The 21031-nt window shown below is 67.8% G+C and carries 14 protein-coding genes; 7 read left to right on the top strand and 7 right to left on the bottom strand.

Annotated features, from left to right (window positions below):
• Positions 1-1176, top strand: a 1176-nt coding sequence (locus B2X67_RS20490; RefSeq protein ID WP_286786629.1) for an efflux transporter outer membrane subunit, incomplete at its 5' end; no start/stop codon positions are given.
• Positions 1177-1271: 95 nt separating this feature from the next.
• Here the strand turns inward: B2X67_RS20490 and ligA are convergent.
• From ligA to B2X67_RS20470, 4 genes are all read right to left on the bottom strand, one after another.
• A complete protein-coding gene (gene ligA / locus B2X67_RS20485) occupies positions 1272-3650 on the bottom strand; it encodes an NAD-dependent DNA ligase LigA (protein ID WP_286786628.1) in 2379 nt (792 codons plus the stop codon).
• Positions 3651-3738: 88 nt separating this feature from the next.
• On the bottom strand, positions 3739-4545 hold the full coding sequence (gene zipA / locus B2X67_RS20480; protein WP_273229250.1) for a cell division protein ZipA: 807 nt from the start codon (positions 4543-4545) through the stop codon (positions 3739-3741).
• Between the two features lie 154 nt (positions 4546-4699).
• Positions 4700-8188: a chromosome segregation protein SMC gene (gene smc, locus B2X67_RS20475; protein ID WP_286786627.1), complete on the bottom strand. Its 3489-nt coding sequence runs from the start codon at positions 8186-8188 to the stop codon at positions 4700-4702.
• A gap of 26 nt (positions 8189-8214) precedes the next feature.
• Positions 8215-8874: a GntR family transcriptional regulator gene (locus B2X67_RS20470; protein ID WP_273229252.1), complete on the bottom strand. Its 660-nt coding sequence runs from the start codon at positions 8872-8874 to the stop codon at positions 8215-8217.
• A 211-nt stretch (positions 8875-9085) separates the two neighbouring features.
• On the opposite strand from B2X67_RS20470, the gene B2X67_RS20465 reads away from it, so the two are divergent.
• The 6 genes from B2X67_RS20465 to B2X67_RS20440 all read left to right on the top strand — a co-directional run bounded on the left by B2X67_RS20465 (position 9086) and on the right by B2X67_RS20440 (position 17884).
• Positions 9086-10621 (top strand): sigma-54-dependent transcriptional regulator, encoded by a 1536-nt coding sequence (locus B2X67_RS20465; protein ID WP_286786626.1) that lies wholly within the window; start codon positions 9086-9088, stop codon positions 10619-10621.
• Positions 10622-10913: 292 nt separating this feature from the next.
• Positions 10914-11297, top strand: a complete 384-nt coding sequence (gene gcvH / locus B2X67_RS20460; RefSeq protein WP_090229438.1) for a glycine cleavage system protein GcvH — start codon at positions 10914-10916, stop codon at positions 11295-11297.
• Between the two features lie 3 nt (positions 11298-11300).
• Positions 11301-14147 (top strand): aminomethyl-transferring glycine dehydrogenase, encoded by a 2847-nt coding sequence (gcvP, locus tag B2X67_RS20455; RefSeq protein ID WP_286786625.1) that lies wholly within the window; start codon positions 11301-11303, stop codon positions 14145-14147.
• Positions 14148-14252: 105 nt separating this feature from the next.
• Entirely contained in the window at positions 14253-15629 is a 1377-nt protein-coding gene (locus B2X67_RS20450) for an L-serine ammonia-lyase (protein ID WP_286786624.1), read from the top strand.
• Positions 15630-15824: 195 nt separating this feature from the next.
• Complete coding sequence (gene gcvT, locus B2X67_RS20445; RefSeq protein WP_286786623.1) at positions 15825-16949, top strand: glycine cleavage system aminomethyltransferase GcvT; 1125 nt, start codon at positions 15825-15827, stop codon at positions 16947-16949.
• A gap of 290 nt (positions 16950-17239) precedes the next feature.
• Positions 17240-17884, top strand: coding sequence for a response regulator (locus B2X67_RS20440; RefSeq protein WP_286786622.1), 645 nt, complete (start codon positions 17240-17242; stop codon positions 17882-17884).
• On the opposite strand, the gene yegS is transcribed toward B2X67_RS20440, so the two are convergent.
• The 3 genes from yegS to B2X67_RS20425 all read right to left on the bottom strand — a co-directional run.
• Complete coding sequence (gene yegS / locus B2X67_RS20435) at positions 17885-18820, bottom strand: lipid kinase YegS (protein WP_273229258.1); 936 nt, start codon at positions 18818-18820, stop codon at positions 17885-17887.
• 213 nt (positions 18821-19033) lie between these two features.
• Positions 19034-20593, bottom strand: coding sequence for an FGGY-family carbohydrate kinase (locus B2X67_RS20430; protein ID WP_273229259.1), 1560 nt, complete (start codon positions 20591-20593; stop codon positions 19034-19036).
• Positions 20590-21031 (bottom strand): glycerol-3-phosphate dehydrogenase C-terminal domain-containing protein (locus B2X67_RS20425; protein WP_286786621.1); only part of this gene is annotated, 442 nt, incomplete at its 5' end. The genes B2X67_RS20425 and B2X67_RS20430, both read right to left, overlap by 4 nt.

Raw genomic sequence — 21031 nt, 5'->3', positions numbered from 1 at the left:
CGACGCTCTTCCGATCTGCCCGAGGTCTCGATCGGCGCCGCTGGCGAGGCCGCACGCGGCAGCGAGGCACTCGGCTCGCAGCCCGGCGGACAGGCGCGGACCTGGCACCTGGGCTTCGATGCCAGTTGGGAGCCGGACCTGTTCGGCGCCACGCGCCGCGCGGTCGAGGCCGCCGACTCCGGCATCCAGGCGCTGGCCGAGGACCGTGGTGCGCTGCAGGTGAGCCTGGTGGCCGAGGTGGTGTCCGATTACGCCGGGCTGCGTACCGCGCAACAGCGCCTGCTCATTGCGCAGGACAACATCCGCACGCTGGCCGAAGCCGAGCGCTTGGCCGAACAGGCGCAGCGCAGCGGCCTGGGCACGCTGGCCGATGTCACCCAGGCCCGCGCCGAGCGCGAAATGGCCGAGGCGCAACCGCCCCTGCTTGACGCGGACATCGCCCATTTCAGCCATGCCATAGGCGTGCTGGCGGGCGGGTTTCCCGGCGACTGGCGTGCCGCCCTGGCCACGCCCGCTCCCGCGCTGCCCATGCCAGCCGATTTGCCGCTGTCGCTGCCTTCGGACGTCATTCGCCAACGCCCCGACCTGCGCGCGGACGAACGCCGCCTGGCCGCCGCCACCGCGCAGATCGGCGTGGCCGAGGCGCAACGCTTTCCCAGTTTCCGCATTCCCTTAGGGCTTGGCACCAGCGCCAGCGTCATCCACGACCTGTTCTCCGGCGCCAGCCTGGCATGGTCGGCGGCGATGCAGGGCAGCCAGTCGCTCTACGACGGCGGACGCACGCGGGCAGGCGTGACCGCGGCACAGGCCAATACCGACGCCGTGCGGCGCCTCTACGAGCGGGACCTGCGTGCGGCGCTGCGCGACGTGGAGGACGCCTTGACCGCATGGAACAGCGAACGCCAGCGGCAAGCCGCGTTGCAGAAGGCCGTTGCCGACAGCCATCAGGCGCTGCAACAGGCCAGCCAGCTATATTCGCGAGGATTGAGCGCCTACCTGCCAGTGCTGGTGGCGCAGCGCAGCCTGAATCAGGCGCGCGATACGCTGGCCCTCAGCGAACTGGCGCAACGGCGCGGGGAAATCGCCTTGTACAAGGCGCTGGGAGCAGGCGGGGCGGACAACACGCCGGGTGTTGCCGACCATCGCAACGCCGCGGAGACGACGGCGACTCGGTGACGCGTAGGCGCCTGGCGGAGCCGCGTCATCGCCCTACGTGCAGCGGCCGAAGCCGTCACACGTCGCCCGGACATCGGGCAGCAACGTCGACCGGCCTATTGCTGGAGCGTTTCCAGCTCGGCGATGAACTGCGCCTCGTCCAGCACCTTGAGTCCCAGCTCGTTGGCCTTGGTCAGCTTGGAGCCGGCGCCCGGCCCGGCGACGACGCAGTGGGTCTTCGCCGATACCGAGCCGGCGACCTTGGCGCCCAGCGCCTCCAGCCGCTCCTTGGCCAGGTCGCGGCTCATCGCCTCCAGCGTGCCGGTGAGCACCCAGGTCTGGCCGGCCAATGGCAGCCCGGCGGCAGCTTTGCGCTCGCTGTCCCAGTGCATGCCGAACTCACGCAGCTGCGCCTCGATGGCGCGCGCGCGTTCGGCGTTTTCCGGCGCGTCGAAGAAATCGCGCAGCGCGCGCGCGGCCTTCTCGTTGAGCCGTTCGACCTGGCGCAGGTCGAGCCAGTCGGCGCCGATGATCGCCTCCAGCGACCCGAAGCGGGTCGCCAGTCGTTCCGCGCCGGTGGCGGCGATGAAGGGAATGTTCAGCTTGTCGATGAAGCCGGCCAGGCTCGCGCAGGCGGCGAATTCGGCGTGCAGCTCGCCCTCCTCCTGGAACCTGACGCCGCGCTCGCGCAACTGGGCGATCACCTCGCGGTTGTGCGCGTCCTCGAAGAAGCTGTGGATCTCGTGGGCCACTTCGCCGCCCACGTCCGGCAGGTAGGTGAGCACTTCGGGCAACGCCGTGCCGATGCGTTCCAGCGAACCGAGGGCGCGGGCCAGCAACTTCGCCGTCTCCTCGCCCACATCGGGAATGCCGAGGGCGAAGATGAAGCGCGCCAGGCTGGGCGTGCGGCTCTTGTCGATGGACGCCAGCAGGTTCTTCGTCGACAGCTCGGCGAAGCCTTCCAGCTCGACGACCTGTTCGTAGGTCAGCGTATAGAGGTCCGCCGGCGACGCCACCAGGCCCTTGTCCACCAGTTGCTCGACGATCTTGTCGCCCAGGCCGTCGATATCCATGGCGCGGCGCGAGACGAAATGGATGATCGCCTGCTTGAGTTGCGCCTGGCAGGCGAGCCGCCCGACGCAGCGATAGATCGAGCCTTCGCTGACCGATTCGCGGCCCTTGCTGCGCTTGACCAGTTGGGTGCGCTCGACGGCCGAGCCGCACACCGGGCAACGCTCCGGGACATGCACCGCGCGCGCATCGGCCGGGCGGCGCTCGGCGATCACGCCGAGAATCTGCGGAATCACGTCGCCGGCGCGACGGACGATCACGCTGTCGCCGATCATCACCCCCAGGCGCGCCACTTCGTCCATGTTGTGCAGGGTCGCGTTGGACACCGTCACGCCCGCCACCTGCACCGGTTTCAGCCGCGCCACCGGGGTGATCGCGCCGGTACGGCCAACCTGGAACTCGACGCCCAGCAGCTCGGTGATTTCCTCGCGCGCCGGGAACTTGTGCGCGATGGCCCAGCGCGGCTCACGGGCGCGAAAGCCCAGTTCGCGCTGCTGGGCGAAATCGTTGACCTTGAACACCACGCCGTCGATCTCGTAGGCCAGCGCATCGCGCTTCTCGCCGATCGCCTGGTAGTAGGCCCGGCATTCGGCGATGCCCCTTGCCAGCTTCAGCTCGCGGCTGATCGGCAGGCCCCAGCCCTTCAGCGCCTTGAGCATGTCGATGTGATTGCCCGGCAAACCGCCATCGCTGCGCCCGACACCGTAGGCGCAGAGCTCCAGCGGGCGTGACGCGGTGATCCGCGGATCGAGTTGGCGCAGGCTGCCGGCGGCGGCGTTGCGCGGGTTGGCGAAGGTCTTGCCGCCGTTCTCCAGCTGCCGCGCGTTGAGCGCCTCGAAGCCCGCCTTGGGCATGTAGATTTCGCCGCGCACTTCCAGCACCGCCGGCCAGCCGCTGCCGTGCAACTTGAGGGGAATGTTGCGCACGGTGCGCACGTTGGCGCTGATGTCTTCGCCGGTGCTGCCGTCGCCGCGCGTGGCGCCGCGCACCAGTTGGCCGTTTTCGTAGAGAAGGCTGACCGCCAGCCCGTCGAGCTTGGGCTCGCAGCTGTACTCCACCTCGGCGCCGCCGCCGAACAGATCGCCGGCCGGCAGGTCCAGGCCTTCGCGCACGCGGCGGTCGAAGTCCAGCAGGTCCTGCTCCTCGAAGGCGTTGCCCAGGCTGAGCATCGGCACTTCGTGGCGCACCTGGCCGAACGCCGCCAGCGCTTCGCCCCCGACACGCTGGGTCGGCGACTCGGCGGTAACCAGTTCGGGATGCTCGGCCTCCAGGGCGCGAAGTTCCTTGAACAGGCGGTCGTACTCGGCGTCCGGCACGCTCGGCTCGTCGAGGACGTAGTAGCGGTAGTTGTGCGCATCGATCTCGCTGCGCAGGGCGGCGATGCGTTCGGCGGCCTGCTGAGCAGGTAGGGCGGCGTCGGTCATTCTCGTGTCTCGAAAAAGCAAAAGAGCAGCCAGGGCTGCTCTCTTTGACTGGCGGCGAGGGGCGCGAGGTCCCTGGCCAGGAAACGAATCAGCGTCTCATCGTCAGCCCGCGGCGCTCGAACTCGACGATGCGCTGGCGGTAGTGCTCGATGGTCTGCGCGGTCAGCACGCTGCGCTGGTCGTCCTTCAGCTCGCCGTTGAGCTCCTGGGACAGTTTGCGCGCGGCAGCGACCATCACATCGAAGGCCTGCTTGGGATGGCGCGGGCCTGGCAGGCCGAGGAAGAAGCTCACCGCCGGCGTGCTGAACAGGTCGATGTCGTCCAGATCGAAGGTTCCCGGCTTGACCGCGTTGGCCATGGAGAACAGCACTTCGCCGTTGCCGGCCATGCTTTCGTGACGATGGAAGATGTCCATCTCGCCGAAGCGCAGCCCGCTTTCGAGGATGTTCTGCAACAGCGCCGGGCCCTTGAAGCCGAGCGCGTCGCGGGAAATCACGTTGATCACCAGCACTTCCTCGACCGGTGGCAGGTCGCGGGGTTCGCCTTTGCTGGCAGCGAGGTCTTCGTCGACGGGGCTGAGCAGGGTCGGCACCGGCTCTTCGCCGCCCAACTCCAGGTCGCCCTGACGCGGCTCGCCGCGACGCTTGCCATCACGCGCGCTCATGGAGGGAAGATCGCCTTCGTCCAGCTGCGGTTCGTTGTGCGCGTTGCGCTCGATCACCCGCGGCGGGCCGAGCAGTTCGGGGTCGCCTTCGTCATCGGGGAGGTTGGAGAAACTACGGTCGAGCTTGAACTTGAGTTTGCCTTTACCGCCGCGCATGCGCCGCCAGCCATCGAACAGGATGCCGACGATTACGATGATACCGACAACGATCAGCCAATAGCGCAGCTCCATGAAATCCTATGACCCCTACCTTGAATATGAAAAATGAAGAAGGGCATCCTGCCCCTTGAAACGCGGCAACTGTATGTTCTTACAGGTGTTTTCCGCGCATACTGAAATGGGTCCCTAAGCTAGCACGACGAACGGTTAAAGTGCAGTGCTTCGCTCAGGCTTCGACCAACGCAACCGCCTCTTCGACGTCCACCGCCACCAGCCGCGAACAACCGGGCTCGTGCATCGTCACCCCCATCAATTGATCGGCCATCTCCATGGCGATCTTGTTGTGGGTGATGTAGATGAACTGCACGGTTTCCGACATCTCCTTGACCAGCCTGGCATAGCGGCCGACGTTGGCGTCGTCCAGCGGCGCGTCCACTTCGTCGAGCATGCAGAACGGCGCGGGATTGAGCTGGAAGATCGCGAACACCAGCGCCAACGCCGTGAGTGCCTTTTCGCCGCCGGACAGCAGGTGAATCGTGCTGTTCTTCTTGCCCGGCGGGCGCGCCATGATCGCCACCCCGGTATCGAGTAAATCTTCGCCGGTTAGTTCCAGATAGGCCTGGCCGCCGCCGAAGACTTTCGGGAACAGCGCCTGCAACCCGCCGTTGATCTGGTCGAAGGTTTCCTTGAAGCGGTTGCGGGTTTCCTTGTCGATCTTGCGGATGACGTTTTCCAGCGTCTCCAGCGCCTCGACCAGGTCGGCGTTCTGCGCATCCAGGTAGCGCTTGCGCTCGGATTGCTGCTGGTACTCGTCGATCGCCGCCAGGTTGATCGGCCCGAGGCGCTGGATACGCGCGGCGAGCCGCTCCAGCTCCTCTTCCCAGCCCTTCTCGCTGGCCTCGGCAGGCAGGCTGCCGAGCACGCCGTGGAGGTCGTAGCCGTCCTCCAGCAATTGCTCCTGCAGGGCCTTGCGACGCACCGTCAGCGCCTGCCATTCCATGCGCTGCTGTTCCAGCTGGCCGCGCAGCAGTTGCGCCTGCTGTTCGGCCTGGGTGCGGCGCTTCTCGGCGTCGCGCAGCTCGCGATCGGCATCTTCCAGCGCCAGGCGCGCCTGCTTGAGTTCTTCCTCCACGCCCATGCGCCGTTCGAGCAGTTCCTCGAGCTTGATGCGCAGTTCCTCCAGCGGCGCCTCGCCCTCCTCCAGATTGAGGCTGAGCTGCTCGCGGCGTTCGATGACGCGCTCGAACTGCTGCTCCAGACGCTCCAGCGCCTGCCGGGTGGAATCGTGCTGGGCCTTCAGCGAGCCGGCGCGCACCGCCAGCTGATGGCTGTTGTCCTTGTGCTGCCGGGCTTCCTGGCGGACGCGGTCGAGGCGCTCGCGCAAGGCGTCGCGCTGCGCCAGCAGTTGCTCGCGCTGCTCGCTGTCCGTGGCCATCGCGTCCAGCGCGTCCTGCAACTGCAGGCGCGCTTCGCCGAGTTGCTCGTGCTCCAGCGCGCGCTGCTCATCCAGCTCGCCGAGTTCTTCTTCGAGGCGCCGGCGACGCAGGGTCAGCTGTTCGAGCCTGGCCTGGCGCGCGGACAGCTGCGCCTTGAGTTCGCCCTGCTGGCGCGCTTCGTCCTGCAGCAGACGGCGCTGGCGTTCGCGCGCGTCTTCCTGGCTGCGCTGCTCATCGCGCCGTTGCTGCAGGCGCTCGTCGAGTTGCTCCAGGCTCGCTTCGCGTTCGCCGCGTTCCGCCTGCAGGCGCTCCAGCTCCTGGCCGCGGGCGAGCAGCCCGCTTTCCGCCTCGCTGGCACGACGCACGCGTAAAAAGTGCCGGCCGACCCAATAGCCGTCGCGGCTGATCAGGCTTTCGCCCTCGCCCAGCGCAGCGCGGCCGGCGAGCGCCGCATCGAGGCTTTCCACCGGGCGTACCAGCGCCAGCCAGGGCGCCAGATCGACCGGCGCCTCGACCTTGTCCAGCAGGCTGCCCGGATGGCGCGCGGAGGGTTTGCCCGGATCGAGCAGGCGCAGGTCGCCCTGCTGGAAGCCCTGCAGGTCGAGCCCGGCGAAGTCGTCCAGCAACACCGCCTGCAGGTCGGCCCCGAGCACGGTTTCCACCGCCAGCTCCCAGCCCGGCTCGACGCGCAGCCCCTCGGCCAGGCGTGGATGCCGCTCCAGATGCTGCTCGCGCAACCATTCGGCGGTGCCCTTGCCCGGGTCCAGCGCCGCCTGCTGGAGCGCTTCCAGCGATGCGATGCGACCGTCGAGGCGTTGCAGGTCGCCCTGCGCCTGCTGCTGCTCGCGCGTCGTCTGCTGCAGATCGCCGCGCAGTTGCTCGAGCCGTTCGGCCAGCGCCTGCTCGGCGGCCTGGAGCTCCTCGAGGTGCATGTCGCTGACGGCCAGTTGCTCGCTCAGTTCGAGGATCGCCGCATCGTCCGGGTCGGCGGCAAGCAAGGCCCGCTCGTCATCCAGGCGACGGCGGCGTTCGGCGAGCCGCTCCAGGCTCTGCTCCAGTTGCAGGAGGCGCGCCTGCAATACTTCGGCGGCGCGGCGCGGCTCGGCGCTGCGCTGGTTGAAGCTGTCCCACTGTTCCTGCCAGCCGTGCATGCCGGCCTCGGCGTCTTCGAGCATCGCCGCCGACTCTTCGGCCGCGGCGCTGGCCATTTCCTGCTCGGGTTCGAGGACCGCCAGTTCTTCACCGAGGGTCGCCAGCAGCGTGCGGTCGTGGCCCAGGTGCGATTCGGTTTCCAGGCGCGCGCGCTCGGCTTCGCGCAGGTCGTCCTGCAACTGGCGCAGGCGCTGCTGGCCGTGCTGGATGCTCTGCTCGACGCGGGCGATGTCGCCGCCCACGGAATAGAAGCGACCCTGGACCTGATTGAAGCGTTCGGACAGCTCGTGATGGCCGTCGCGCAGGCGCTCGATGCTGGCGTCGGCGTTGCGCTGCTCGGCGACCAGCGCCTCGAAGCCGATTTCCTGATCGCCGATCACCGCTTCGCGCTGGCCGACCTGTTCGTTCAGCGCGCGCCAGCGCAGACCGGCGAGCTGGGCCCGGAGCTGACGCTCCTCGGCCTTGTATTCCTGGTACTTCTCCGCCGACTGCGCCTGTCGGTGCAGGCGTTCGAGCTGGCGTTCCAGCTCTTCGCGCAGGTCGGTCAGGCGGGCGAGGTTCTCGTGGGTGCGGCGGATGCGGCTCTCGGTCTCGCGGCGCCGCTCCTTGTACTTGGAGATGCCGGCGGCTTCCTCGATGAAGTTGCGCAGGTCCTCGGGCTTGGCCTCGATCAGCTTGGAGATCATCCCCTGCTCGATGATCGAGTAGCTGCGCGGGCCCAGGCCGGTGCCGAGGAAGATGTCGGTGATGTCGCGGCGACGGCATTTCACGCCGTTGAGGAAGTAGGTGTTCTGCGCGTCGCGGGTGACCCGGCGGCGGATGGAGATTTCCGCGAAGGCGGCGTATTCGCCGGTCAGGCTGCCGTCGGAGTTGTCGAAGATCAGCTCGATGCTGGCCTGGGTCACCGGCTTGCGGGTGTTGGAGCCGTTGAAGATGACGTCGGTCATCGACTCGCCGCGGAGGTTCTTCGCCGAACTCTCGCCCATCACCCAGCGCACGGCATCGATGATGTTCGACTTACCGCACCCGTTCGGCCCAACCACGGCGGCCATGTTGCTGGGAAAGCTCACGGTGGTCGGGTCGACGAAGGATTTGAAGCCCGCCAGCTTGATGCTTTTCAACCGCATGTGCCGCCTCGCCCCCGGGGATTCGTTCAGCGTCTGGCCAGAGCGGCCAGCACCATCTGGCAATTATGCTGGCAATAGCGGGCGACTACCTCACGAATACGCGGCGGATTGCGATCGATCACCGCCTGAAACAGGTGGCCGTAGGCGTTCATCATTTCCTTCATCTCTTCCGGATGCCCGTCGATCGCCAGGTGGTAGGTGCGTGCGATTGCCGGCTGCAGGTTCTCGACCACGCTTTGCAGGTAGGGGTTGTCGGCGAACGGGAAGGTGGCGGCTATGGCATCAATGCTGGCCTGGATGAATACGTCGGCATCCTCATGCTGCATGCCCCGCATCAGGCGCTGCTGCACCTCGACGAAGGGCTGCAGCTCTTCCGGGCGCCGCCAACGATCGGCAACGGCGTCGCTGAGCAGGATGTACAACTCGGTCACCAGCGCATACAGGGACTTCACGTGATGCGGAGTCAGCTCGCAGACCTGGGCGCCGCGCCGCGGCAGGATGTCCACCATGTGCCGACGCTCGAGAATCAGCAGCGCCTCGCGCACCGAGCCGCGGCTGACATTGAGCGCCTTGACCACCTTGATCTCCTGGATACGCTCGCGCTCCTTGAGTTGGCCATGGATGATCCGCTCGGCGATATGCCGCGCTATCTGCTCGGACACACTGTCCGGGGCTGTGAACGTCATGATTTTCCTTCGAAACAGAATGCCGAGCGACGGGGGTACAAGGTGACTCGGGGAGGCAGGCATCGCCTGCAGACCGGCGTCCGGGAGCCGGCCGGGCGCGGATTGTAGCATAAGGCCACCCCTCACCAAGCCGCTCCCGATGGACTACATGGCGTCGCACCGGGGCGACGTAGCGGGCATAATTCGCGCTCGTTCACGAACCCGGATCTTCATGCGCATCCACGTCACCTTCATCGATCGCGTCGGCATCACCCAGGAGGTGCTGGCCCTGCTCGGCGGGCGCAACCTCAACCTCGACGCCGTCGAGATGGTGCCGCCGAACGTCTACATCGATGCGCCGACCCTGAGCGCACAGGTGCTCGACGAACTGCGCGGCGCGCTGTTCAACGTCAGCGGGGTGCAGGCGGTGAACGTGGTCGACATCCTGCCCGGCCAACACCGCCGCCTGCAGCTCGATGCGCTGCTCGCCGCCATGGCCGATCCGGTGCTGGCGGTGGACGCCAATTGCCGGGTGCTGCTGGCGAACCCGGCGCTGATCGCGGTATGCGGGCGCCAGCTCGAAGGCGAGACGCTGGGCGAGCTGTTCGCCGACGCGCAACTGCAACAGGCGCTGCTGGACGAGGACTTCCGCCTCCCGCTGCGCGAAGTCACCCTAAACGGCCAGGCGCTGCTGCTCGACGCGATGCCGATCACCGAGTCCGTCGAAGCCGACCAGCGCCATCTCGCCGGCGGCCTACTCACGCTGTACTCGCCGAGCCGCATCGGCGAACGCCTGGCGGCGCTGCACCACGACCACGCCGAGGGCTTCGATGCCCTGCTCGGCGACTCGCCGCCGTTGCGCACGCTCAAAGCCCGCGCGCAACGGGTCGCGGTGCTCGATGCGCCGCTGCTGATCCACGGCGAAACCGGCACCGGCAAGGAGCTGGTGGCCCGCGCCTGCCACGCCGCCAGCAGCCGGCGCAATGCGCCCTTCCTCGCGCTGAACTGCGCCGCGCTGCCGGAAAACCTCGCCGAGAGCGAGCTCTTCGGCTACGCCCCAGGCGCCTTCACCGGCGCCGCCCGCGGTGGCAAGCCGGGCCTGCTCGAACTGGCCAACAAAGGCACCGTGTTCCTCGACGAGATTGGCGAGATGTCGCCCTACCTGCAGGCCAAGCTGCTGCGCTTTCTCAGCGACGGCAGTTTCCGCCGGGTCGGCGGTGAGCGCGAAGTGAAGGTGGACGTGCGCATCCTCAGCGCCACCCACCGCGACCTGGAAAAGATGGTCGGCGACGGCACCTTCCGCGAGGACCTCTTCTACCGCCTCAACGTCCTCAAGCTCGACGTGCCGCCCCTGCGCGACCGCGGCCAGGACATTCTCCTGCTCGCCGGACACTTCATGGCCCAGGCCTGCGCCCAGATCCAGCGCCCGCCCTGCCGACTGGCGCCCGGCACCTATCCCGCGCTGCTGGCCAACCGCTGGCCGGGCAACGTGCGCCAGTTGCAGAACGTGATCTTCCGCGCCGCCGCGATCAGCGAGAGCAACCTGGTGGACATCGACGACCTGGACATCGCCGGGACCGAGGTGGCGCGGCAGAGCGAAGGCGAGGTCGGCAGCCTGGAACAGGCGGTCGGCGACTTCGAGCGCGCGCTGCTGGAAAAGCTCTACGCCAGCTACCCCTCCAGCCGGCAACTGGCGCAGCGGCTGCAGATCTCGCACACCGCCATCGCCCAGCGTCTGCGCAAGTACGGCATTCCGGGCAAGGCCTGACGCCCCACAGCCCGTATCGATATCGAAACAGCGTATCGATATCACTACAAATAGAGCCGCCGACACAGCCTGCGCAGGCTCTAGGCGCTGATTTCCATGGAAACCATTGGCCGCGTAGCGATTTCGCTACAGCACGATGCGCCACGCCGCCGCCTGTAATACCTATCTAACTGATAAATAACGATATTCTTTTCATGGCACCCGGCTTGCTATGACCTGCGCAACCGCGCCCCATGCCTGGGCGCACCGTTTATCCCGCCATAGCAGCGGGAAACCGCCAACAGGAGTTCACATGAGCGAGTTGCGTTTCACCGTCGATCACGAATGGCTGCGTCTGGACAGCGATGGCCTGGTTACCGTCGGCATCACCGCGTTTGCCCAGGACGCGCTCGGCGACGTGGTCTTCGTGCAACTCCCCGAGTTGCAGGCCTACGAGGCCGGCGCCGAAGTCGCGGTACTCGAATCGGTGAAGGCGGCGAGCAACATCGTCATGCCGCTGGCGGGTGAAGTCGTGGAGATCAACCCGGAGCTGGAAGCCAGCCCGGAACGGGTCAACGAGCAACCACTGGAGGGCGGCTGGTTTTTCCGCTTCCGCCCGTCCGATGTGGATGCGGTGGCCGGCCTGCTCGACCAAGCTGCCTACGACCGCCTGCTTAAAGCCAACGCCGAGGCCTGATCCATGACCGAACTGAGCACGCAGAACGAATTCATCGCCCGCCACATCGGCCCGCGCGAGGCCGACACCGCCGCCATGCTGCAAAGCCTGGGCTACGACTCGCTGGAAGCGCTGTCCGCCAGCGTGATCCCGGAAAGCATCAAGGGAACCAGCGTGCTCGACCTGCCGGCCGGGCAGAGCGAAGCCGCGGCCCTGGCCGAGATCAAGGCCATCGCCGCGAAGAACCAGCTGTTCACCCATTACATCGGCCAGGGTTACTACGGCACCCACACGCCGGCGCCGATCCTGCGCAACCTGCTGGAAAACCCGGCCTGGTACACCGCCTACACCCCGTATCAGCCGGAGATTTCCCAAGGCCGCCTGGAAGCGCTGCTGAACTTCCAGACGCTGATCATCGACCTCACCGGCCTGCCGATCGCCAACGCCTCGCTGCTCGACGAAGCCACCGCCGCCGCCGAGGCGATGACCTTCTGCAAGCGCCTGGCTAAGAACAAGGCGAGCAACGCCTTCTTCGCCTCCCGGCACTGCCTGCCGCAGACCCTCGACGTGCTGCGCACCCGTGCCGAGCCGCTGGGCATCGAGGTGGTGGTCGGCGACGAGCGCGAGATCGACGACGCCAGCGCCTACTTCGGCGCGCTGCTGCAGTACCCCGGCGCCGACGGCGACATCTTCGACTACCGCGAGCTGGTCGAGCGCTTCCACGCCGCCAATGCGCTGGTGGCGGTCGCCGCCGACCTGCTGGCACTGACGCTGCTGACCCCGCCCGGCGAATTCGGCGCCGACGTCGCCCTCGGCACCGCCCAGCGCTTCGGCGTACCGCTCGGCTTCGGCGGCCCGCACGCGGCCTACTTCGCCACCCGCGACGCCTTCAAGCGCGACATGCCGGGGCGCCTGGTGGGCGTCTCCGTGGACCGCTTCGGCAAGCCGGCACTGCGCCTGGCGATGCAGACCCGCGAGCAGCACATCCGCCGCGAGAAGGCGACCAGCAACATCTGCACCGCGCAGGTGCTGCTGGCCAACATCGCCAGCATGTACGCCGTCTACCACGGCCCGCAGGGGCTGACGCAGATCGCCCAGCGCGTGCACGGCCTGACCGCGATCCTCGCTGCCGGCCTGGTCGAGATGGGCTACGCCATCGAGCAGGAAAGCTTCTTCGATACCCTGACGCTGGCCACGGGCGAGAAGACCGCCGCGCTGCACGCCAAGGCGCGCGAGGCGCGGATCAACCTGCGCGAGGTAGACGCCGGGCGCCTGGGCCTGTCGCTCAACGAAACCACCACGCCGGCCGACGTCGAAGCGCTCTGGGCGATCTTCGCCGACGGCGCGCTGCCGGACTTCGCCGCCCTCGCCTGCGCCGAAAGCCGCCTGCCGGGCGCGCTGCTGCGCCAGTCGGGCTTCCTCCAGCACGCCGTGTTCAACCGCTACCACTCGGAAACCGAGCTGATGCGCTACCTGCGCAAGCTCGCCGACAAGGACCTGGCGCTGGACCGCACGATGATCCCGCTGGGCTCCTGCACCATGAAGCTCAACGCCGCCAGCGAAATGATCCCGATCACCTGGGCCGAATTCGGCAGCCTGCACCCGTTCGCACCGGTCGAGCAGAGCCAGGGCTACACCCAGTTGACCGACGACCTGGAGCGCATGCTCTGCGCCGCCACCGGCTACGACGCCATCTCGCTGCAGCCGAACGCCGGCTCCCAGGGCGAATACGCCGGCCTGCTGGCGATCCGCGCCTATCACCACAGCCGTGGCGACGTGCAGCGCGACATCTGCCTGATCCCCGCCTCGGCCCACGGCACCAACCCGGCCACCGCCAGCATGGTCGGCATGCGCGTGGTCGTGGTCGCCTGCGACACGCGTGGCAACGTCGACGTCGATGACCTGCGCAAGAAGGCCGAGGAACACCGCGCGCGCCTCGCCGCGCTGATGATCACCTACCCGTCCACCCACGGCGTGTTCGAGGAAGCGATCCGCGAGATCTGCGCGGTGGTGCACGACAACGGCGGCCAGGTGTACATCGACGGCGCCAACATGAACGCCATGGTCGGCCTCTGCGCACCGGGCAAGTTCGGCGGCGACGTATCCCACCTGAACCTACACAAGACCTTCTGCATCCCCCACGGCGGCGGCGGCCCGGGCGTCGGCCCGATCGGCGTCAAGGCACACCTGGCGCCGTTCATGCCCGGCCACGGCCAGATGCAGCGCAAGGAAGGTGCGGTCAGCGCCGCGCCGTTCGGCAGCGCCAGCATCCTGCCGATCACCTGGATGTACATCCGCATGATGGGCGGCGAAGGCCTGACCCGCGCCTCGCAGATGGCGATCCTCAACGCCAACTACATCGCCCGTCGCCTGGAAGAGCATTACCCGGTGCTCTACAGCGGCAGCAACGGCCTGGTCGCCCACGAATGCATCCTCGACCTGCGCCCGCTCAAGGAAACCAGCGGCGTCAGCGTCGATGACGTCGCCAAGCGCCTGATCGACTTCGGCTTCCACGCCCCGACCATGTCCTTCCCGGTCGCCGGCACGCTGATGATCGAGCCGACCGAGAGCGAGTCGCGCGAGGAACTCGACCGCTTCTGCGACGCCATGATCGCCATCCGCGAGGAAATCCGCGCGGTGGAGAGCGGTGCCCTGCACAGCGACGACAACCCACTGAAGAACGCCCCGCACACCGCGGCGGAGCTGGTCGGCGAGTGGAGCCACCCGTACAGCCGCGAGCAGGCGGTGTACCCGCTGGCATCGCTGGTGGAGGCCAAGTACTGGCCGCCGGTCGGTCGCGTCGACAACGTCTTCGGCGACCGCAATCTGGTCTGCGCCTGCCCGTCGATCGAGGCGTACCAGGAAGCCTGATCGCCCTGCGCAATCGACGGTCTTTCGCCAGCCAACCCTCTCCGTGGGAGAGGGTTGGCTGACGAGGTGTCCCGCGCCTCACCGGCCATAACCGAAGAGTGATTCATGTCCCTCAGCGTTTTCGACCTGTTCAAGATCGGCATCGGCCCCTCCAGCTCGCACACCGTCGGGCCGATGCGCGCTGCCGTGCGCTTCGCCGAAGGGCTGCGGCGCGACGGCCTGCTGGACGCGACCACCGGCGTCAAGGTCGAGCTGTACGGTTCGCTCGGCGCCACCGGCAAGGGTCACGGCAGCGACAAGGCGGTGCTCCTCGGCCTGGAAGGCGAACAGCCGGACAGCGTGGATACCAGCACCATCGAGCGCCGGCTGGCGGCGATCCGCTCCTCCGGCGAGCTGAAGCTGCTGGGCGAAAAGCCGATCCGCTTCGTCGAGAAGGAACACCTGGCGATGATCCGCAAGCCGCTGCCGTTCCATCCGAACGGCCTGGTGTTCCGCGCGTTCGACGCCGCCGGCATGCAGTTGCGCTCGCGTGAGTACTACTCGGTGGGCGGTGGCTTCGTCGTCGACGAGGAAGCCGCTGGCGCCGATCGCATCGTCGAAGACCGCACGTCACTGCGCTACCCCTTCACCACCGGTGCCGAACTGCTCGCCCACTGCGCGGAATCCGGGTTGTCGATCAGCCAGGTGATGCTCGCCAACGAAAGCGCCTGGCGCCCGGAGCAGGAAACCCGCGCCGGTCTCCTGCGCATCTGGCAGGTGATGCAGGACTGCGTCGCCGCCGGCTGCCGCAACGAGGGCATCATGCCCGGCGGGCTCAAGGTCAAGCGCCGCGCCGCCGCGCTGCACCGGCAGCTGTGCGCGAATCCGGAAGCCAACCTGCGCGATGCGCTGAGCGTGCTCGACTGGGTCAACCTCTACGCCCTGGCGGTGAACGAGGAAAACGCCAGCGGCGGCCGTGTCGTCACTGCCCCCACCAACGGCGCCGCCGGTATCGTCCCCGCCGTGCTGCATTACTACATGCGCTTCATCGCCGGCGCGGACGAGGACGGCGTGGTGCGCTTCCTGCTCACCGCCGCCGCCATCGGCATTCTCTACAAGGAGAACGCCTCGATCTCCGGCGCCGAAGTCGGCTGCCAGGGCGAGGTCGGCGTGGCCTGCTCGATGGCCGCCGGCGCGCTCTGCGAAGTCATGGGCGGCAGTGTCCAGCAGGTGGAGAACGCCGCCGAGATCGGCATGGAGCACAACCTGGGGCTGACCTGCGACCCGGTCGGCGGGCTGGTCCAGGTGCCCTGCATCGAGCGCAACGCGATGGGCTCGGTGAAGGCGATCAACGCCGTGCGCATGGCCCTGCGCGGCGATGGCAAGCACTTCATCTCGCTGGACAAGGTGATCCGCACCATGCGCCAGACCGGCGCCGACATGAAAAGCAAATACAAGGAAACCGCGCGCGGCGGACTTGCCGTGAACATCATCGAATGTTGACCTTCCCTCTCCCCCGGCCGCTCTCCCGTGAACGGGAGACGAGAGAAAAGCCGCGACCGGCCCATGAGCGGACGCCGGCAAGGGACGGGAGGAACAGTCGAAGCAACACACCGATCAATCCCCTCTCCCGCTTGCCGGAGAGGGCCAGGGAGAGGGGCTTTCCCCTCCCACCACTCTTGTTCAGGAACACACGACATGACCAGCGAAACCCTGGCGAAAACCCCGCTACACGCCCTGCACCTGGAACTCGGTGCGCGCATGGTGCCGTTCGCCGGCTACGACATGCCGGTACAGTACCCGCTCGGGGTGATGAAGGAGCACCTGCACACCCGCGAGAAGGCCGGCCTGTTCGATGTTTCGCACATGGGCCAGATCGTACTGCGCGGCGCGGATGCCGCGGCGGCGCTGGAAAGCCTGGTGCCGGTGGACATCCTCGACCTGCCGCAGGGCATGCAGCGTTACGCGCTGTTCACCGATGACAACGGCGGCATCCTCGACGACCTGATGGTCGCCAACCTCGGCGACGACACGCTGTTCCTGGTCGTCAACGCCGCCTGCAAGGAGCAGGACCTGGCGCACCTGCAGCAACGCATCGGCGCGCGCTGCGAGATCGAAAGCCTGTTCGACGCGCGCGCCCTGCTCGCCCTGCAGGGGCCGAAGGCGGTGGACGTGCTGGCGCGCCTGGCGCCCGAGGTCGCGGGCATGACCTTCATGCAGTTCCGCCGCGTGCAGCTGCTGGGCGTCGACTGCTTCGTCAGCCGCTCCGGCTACACCGGCGAGGACGGTTTCGAGATTTCCGTGCCGGTGGAGAATGCCGAAGCGCTGGCCCGCGCGCTGCTCGCCGAGGAAGAAATACAACCCATCGGCCTCGGCGCCCGCGATTCGCTACGGTTGGAAGCCGGCCTATGCCTCTACGGCCACGACATGAGCACCGCCACCACACCGATCGAGGCCAGCCTGCTGTGGGCGATGTCCAAGCCACGGCGTGCCGATGGCGCCCGCGCCGGCGGCTTCCCCGGCGCCGAGCGGATCTTCGCCCAGCAGCGCGACGGCGCGCCGAACAAGCGCGTCGGCCTGCTGCCGCAGGAACGCGTGCCGGTACGTGAAGGCGCGGAGATCGTCGACGCGCAGGGCCAGGTGATTGGGCAGGTCAGCAGCGGCGGCTTCGGCCCGAGCCTGGGCGCGCCGGTCGCCATGGGCTATGTGCAGAGCAGCCACGCGGCGATCGACACCCCGGTATGGGCCATCGTGCGCGGCAAACGCGTACCGATGTGCGTCGCTAAGACGCCGTTCGTAGCGCAACGCTACTACCGCGGCTGAGGCTTTTCCGGCAGGTCCGCGACGCTCGTCGCGGGCCTGTGATCCCTGATATTCCTTCAAGATTGTTGACAATCGACACTAATTCCCCCCGTTAGGCGCAACTCGGCCGCCAGCCTGAACCACTCTGTCTATTATCAATGACTAGATAACAACCAGATCGACGCCACAGAGCAGTGATCCGTACAATCCGTGGCGCTTGCGACAACCCAGCCGGGAATGATGGACATGACCCTTGCATCCGCTATTGCCTTCGCCGCGCCCCTTTGCGTCCGTGACGCCGGAGCGGCTCAATGACTTGCCGGCTGCTGCTGGCCGACGACCATGCCCTGATCCGCGCCGGCGTGCGGGTGATGATCAGCGACCTGGAAGGTTACGAAGTGGTCGGCGAGGCCGAGGATGGCGGCCAGGCCGTGGAGATGGCCCGCGAACTGGAACCGGACATCATCCTGCTGGACGTTTCGATGCGCGACTTCGGTGGCCTGGAAGCGCTGCAGCTGCTGACCAAGCACGCACCCGGTTGCAAGGTGCTGATGCTGTCGATGCACACCGACCCTGAGACGGTCTTCCAGTCCTTGCAGAAGGGCGCCGTCGGCTACCAGCTCAAGGATGCCGCGATGGCCGAACTGCACCTCGCGCTGCGCGCGGTCGGGCGCGGTGAGCGCTACCTGAGTTCGGCGATCGCCCAGCATGTCATCGAGCAGGCCCTGGCGCGTACGCCGGTTCCGCCGAGCCTGATGCTAACCCAGCGGCAGATCGAGATCCTACGGCTGATCTCGCGTGGTGCATCGACCCGCGCCATCGCCAGCGGCCTCGGCCTGAGCGTGAAGACCGTCGAGGCGCACCGCTCACAGATCATGAAACGCCTGGAGATACACGACGTGCCGGGCCTGGTGCTCTACGCGGTGCGCGAAGGCATCATCAGCCCGGACGACTGATCACTCGGCGGTGGCGTGGGTCAGCGGCAATGCCTGCGCCTGACCGCCGAGCAGCGGCGAATTCGCCGGCAGGTGCACGCGCAGCGCCTTCGGCCGGACGCTCAGGCGCAGGGTCCGGACCTCGATGGGCTCGCCGTCCAGGTTCAGGTCCAGCCCTTCCGGCGCCTCGATCTCGACCCACGGCAACCGCGCGCCGACCGACACCGACTCCAGCCCGCGAATGCCGCCGGTGAGCATGGTGGTCAGGGTACCGACCACATCGGCCGGCGCCGGCACGATGCAGATGTCCAGCAGGCCGTCGTCCGCCAGCGCCTGCGGGCACAACTGGTGACCGCCGCCGGCCTGGCGGCCGTTGCCGATGCCGAGCGCGAGAAACTCGCCCTCCCAGCTGAAATCCGGCCCCGTGAAGCGGCCGAAGGCGGAGTGCACCTCGGGAAACTTGGTCAGGCCGGTGAGCAGATAGGCACTGCCGCCGAGGATCTTCTTCAGGTCCTCGGAGGTGTTGGCGGTGACCTTGGACCCGAAACCGCCGGTAGCCATGTTGAGGAACAGCTGCCCGTCGGCGTCGCCGATGTCCACCGCACGCGGCGCGTTGTCCAGTTGGCCGAGGGCTTCGTCCGGCGGCAGCGGCACGCCGGCGGCGCGGGCGAAGTCGTTCGCCGTGCCCAGCGGCAGCAACACCAGGCTGGCGTCGGTCTCCTTCTGCGCCATCGCTTCGGCCACGTCGCGCACCGTGCCGTCACCGCCACCCGCGATGATGATCGGGTAACCGGCATCCAGCGCTTCGTCGACCAGGCGCTGGGCATCGCCGGGCTCCCAGGTCACCCGCACCGTCAGCTCCCAGCCCTCCTTGCGACGCGCCATCACCGCGGCACGAACCTCGTCGTTGGCGGCCTGCTTGCCATGCAGAATCAAGAACGCCCTGCGCTCGCTCATCACCGGTTCCCCTGGAATATCCACTGCGCGACGGCCGAATGGGCGCCCGCCTAGATCGGATCGACAGGCACGGGGAAAGTTTCTGTGCGGATGACGTGCGCGGCGGCCGGTTCGTCCGCCAGATGGCCGCGGCTCAGCGCCGCCTGCTGATCCTGGCTATCAGTTAGCCAAGGCTGCAGTTCCAGCTCGCCCGGCGAACCATCGCCAACCCCTCTAGCCCGGATAGCCGGTGATCTCGCTGATGCTGCGGTACAGCGGCTCGAGCCGCCGGTACATGCGCTGGTAGACCTCGCGGTACAACCGCTGGTAGATCGCCTGCGCCTGCGGGTCGGGCTGAAAGACCTGGCCCACGCGGGTCATCGCGGCGATCGCGCTGGGAAAATCCGCATGTAGGCCGAGGCCCACCGCGCAATCGATGGCCGCTCCCAGGCCGGAGGTCTCGTAGAGGTGCGGGCGTTCCGCGGGCAGGCCGAAGATGTCGGCGGTCAGCTGCATCGCCGCATCGCTCTGCGAACCGCCGCCGGATACGCGCAGGCGGGTGATCGGCGTGCCGGAGCGTTTCTCGATGCGCTCGCGGCCTTCGCGCAGGGCGTAGGCCAGCCCTTCGAGGATCGCCCGATACATGTGCGCCCGCGTGTGCACGTCGCCGAATCCGATGATCGCGCCTTTCGCCTCGATGCCCGGCTCGCGGATGCCGGGCGTCCAGTAGGGTTGCAGCATCAGCCCCATCGATCCCGGCGGGACCGCTCTCACCAGTTCGTCGAACAGTGCCTCCGGCTCCACGTCCAGCGCCTTGGCGCGCTGGGTTTCCTCCAGGCCGAACTGCTGCTTGAACCAACTGACCATCCAGTAGCCGCGGTAGATCATCACCTCGCTGTTGTAGTGGTCGGGAATCGCCGCCGGGTAAGGCGGGATCAGCGGTGTCACCTCCAGGTAGCGACGTCGCGTGGTGTTGATGGTGGCCGTGGTGCCGTAGGACAGACAGGCGATGTTCGGTACCACGCCGCCGGCGCCGATCACCTCGCAGGCTTTGTCCGAAGCCGCCGCGATCAACGGAAGGCCCTGCGGAATGCCGGTGTGCGCACTGGCTTCGGCGCTGATCGTGCCGAGCGTTTCGCCGGGCTTGTAGAGCTCGGCGAGCTGCTCGCGGCGCACCGGCATCGCCTGCCACTTCCAGTCGCGCGGACCGGCCCAGCGCAGGCGCTTGTAGTCGAACGGCAGGTAGCCGACGGTGCAGCCCACCGAATCGGCGAAGCGCCCGGTGAGCCGGTGCGTGAGGAAGCCCGAAAGCAGCAGCAGCTTGTGCGTCTTCGCCCAGATGTCCGGCTGGTTCTGTGCGATCCAGTTGACCTCGGCCTGGGCGCGCACGTGGTCCACCGTCGCCTGCGCACGCGCCACCTTGAACAGCCAGCCCCAGGGCCCCTTGATGCGCTCACGGACCTCGGCGCGCCGCTGGTCGAGCCAGAGGATCGCCGGACGCAGCGGCGTGCCCGCCGCGTCGACGTTGATCAGCGTGCCGCGCTGGGTGGTCAACGCCACGCCGCGAATCAGGCGGCGGTCGATGTTCGTGCTGCGCCACAGCCGCTGGCAGGCCTCGCCCAGGCTCGCCCAGAAGTAGTCCGGGTCCTGCTCGGCCCAGCCCGGCTGCACCGAATAGTAGGGGTCCAGCTCGACCTTGCCCTTGCCGAGCAGGTTGCCGGACAGGTCGAACAGCAATGCGCGGACACTCTGGGTGCCGTTGTCGATGGCCAGCAGGTAGCTTGGTTCGTTCACGATGCGCTCACTCGGCTCATGTCTTCACTCCGCGGCAGGCGATAGCAGTGCTGCCACAGGCGCAGGTAGTCGTGCGCCTCGCGCTGCCAGCGCTCGTCGCTCCAGCCCAGCCGCGCCTGGCACAGCGTGCGGATGCGCGGCAGCTCGGCCTCGGCGCCGTTGGCGAGCAGCAGCCCGAGACGCGTGCGGCGCAGCAGCAGGTCGTCCAGATGCAGCACCAGCTCGTTCTGCGCCGCCCAGGCCAGCTCCGCCCAGAGCGTGTCGGTGGCGCCCACCCGCTCGGCGCCGACCTCTTCCAGCAACGCCAGCACGCCGGGCAGCTCGCGTCCGTGCCGGCCGGCCAGGCGCCGCTGCTGGGCCGGCGATAGCGCGGGCATCGGCTGCGCAGGCTGCGGGCGAAACACCGCCGCGCCGCGGTCGTCCAGCTCGCGGCCGACG

The organism is Pseudomonas sp. UBA3153 (assembly GCF_002364635.1).
Classification (GTDB): domain Bacteria; phylum Pseudomonadota; class Gammaproteobacteria; order Pseudomonadales; family Pseudomonadaceae; genus Pseudomonas_O; species Pseudomonas_O kuykendallii.
Note: the sequence above shows the minus strand (reverse complement) of the source record. Positions and strands in the feature narration are given on the sequence as shown.

What these genes read in the sequence shown, in the direction of transcription:
- ligA (WP_286786628.1), bottom strand. Translation starts at nt 3,650, where the DNA reads ATGACCGACGCCGCCCTACCTGCTCAGCAGGCCGCCGAACGCATCGCC.
- zipA (WP_273229250.1), bottom strand. Translation starts at nt 4,545, where the DNA reads ATGGAGCTGCGCTATTGGCTGATCGTTGTCGGTATCATCGTAATCGTC.
- smc (WP_286786627.1), bottom strand. Translation starts at nt 8,188, where the DNA reads ATGCGGTTGAAAAGCATCAAGCTGGCGGGCTTCAAATCCTTCGTCGAC.
- B2X67_RS20470 (WP_273229252.1), bottom strand. Translation starts at nt 8,874, where the DNA reads ATGACGTTCACAGCCCCGGACAGTGTGTCCGAGCAGATAGCGCGGCAT.
- B2X67_RS20465 (WP_286786626.1), top strand. Translation starts at nt 9,086, where the DNA reads ATGCGCATCCACGTCACCTTCATCGATCGCGTCGGCATCACCCAGGAG.
- gcvH (WP_090229438.1), top strand. Translation starts at nt 10,914, where the DNA reads ATGAGCGAGTTGCGTTTCACCGTCGATCACGAATGGCTGCGTCTGGAC.
- gcvP (WP_286786625.1), top strand. Translation starts at nt 11,301, where the DNA reads ATGACCGAACTGAGCACGCAGAACGAATTCATCGCCCGCCACATCGGC.
- B2X67_RS20450 (WP_286786624.1), top strand. Translation starts at nt 14,253, where the DNA reads ATGTCCCTCAGCGTTTTCGACCTGTTCAAGATCGGCATCGGCCCCTCC.
- gcvT (WP_286786623.1), top strand. Translation starts at nt 15,825, where the DNA reads ATGACCAGCGAAACCCTGGCGAAAACCCCGCTACACGCCCTGCACCTG.
- B2X67_RS20440 (WP_286786622.1), top strand. Translation starts at nt 17,240, where the DNA reads ATGACTTGCCGGCTGCTGCTGGCCGACGACCATGCCCTGATCCGCGCC.
- yegS (WP_273229258.1), bottom strand. Translation starts at nt 18,820, where the DNA reads ATGAGCGAGCGCAGGGCGTTCTTGATTCTGCATGGCAAGCAGGCCGCC.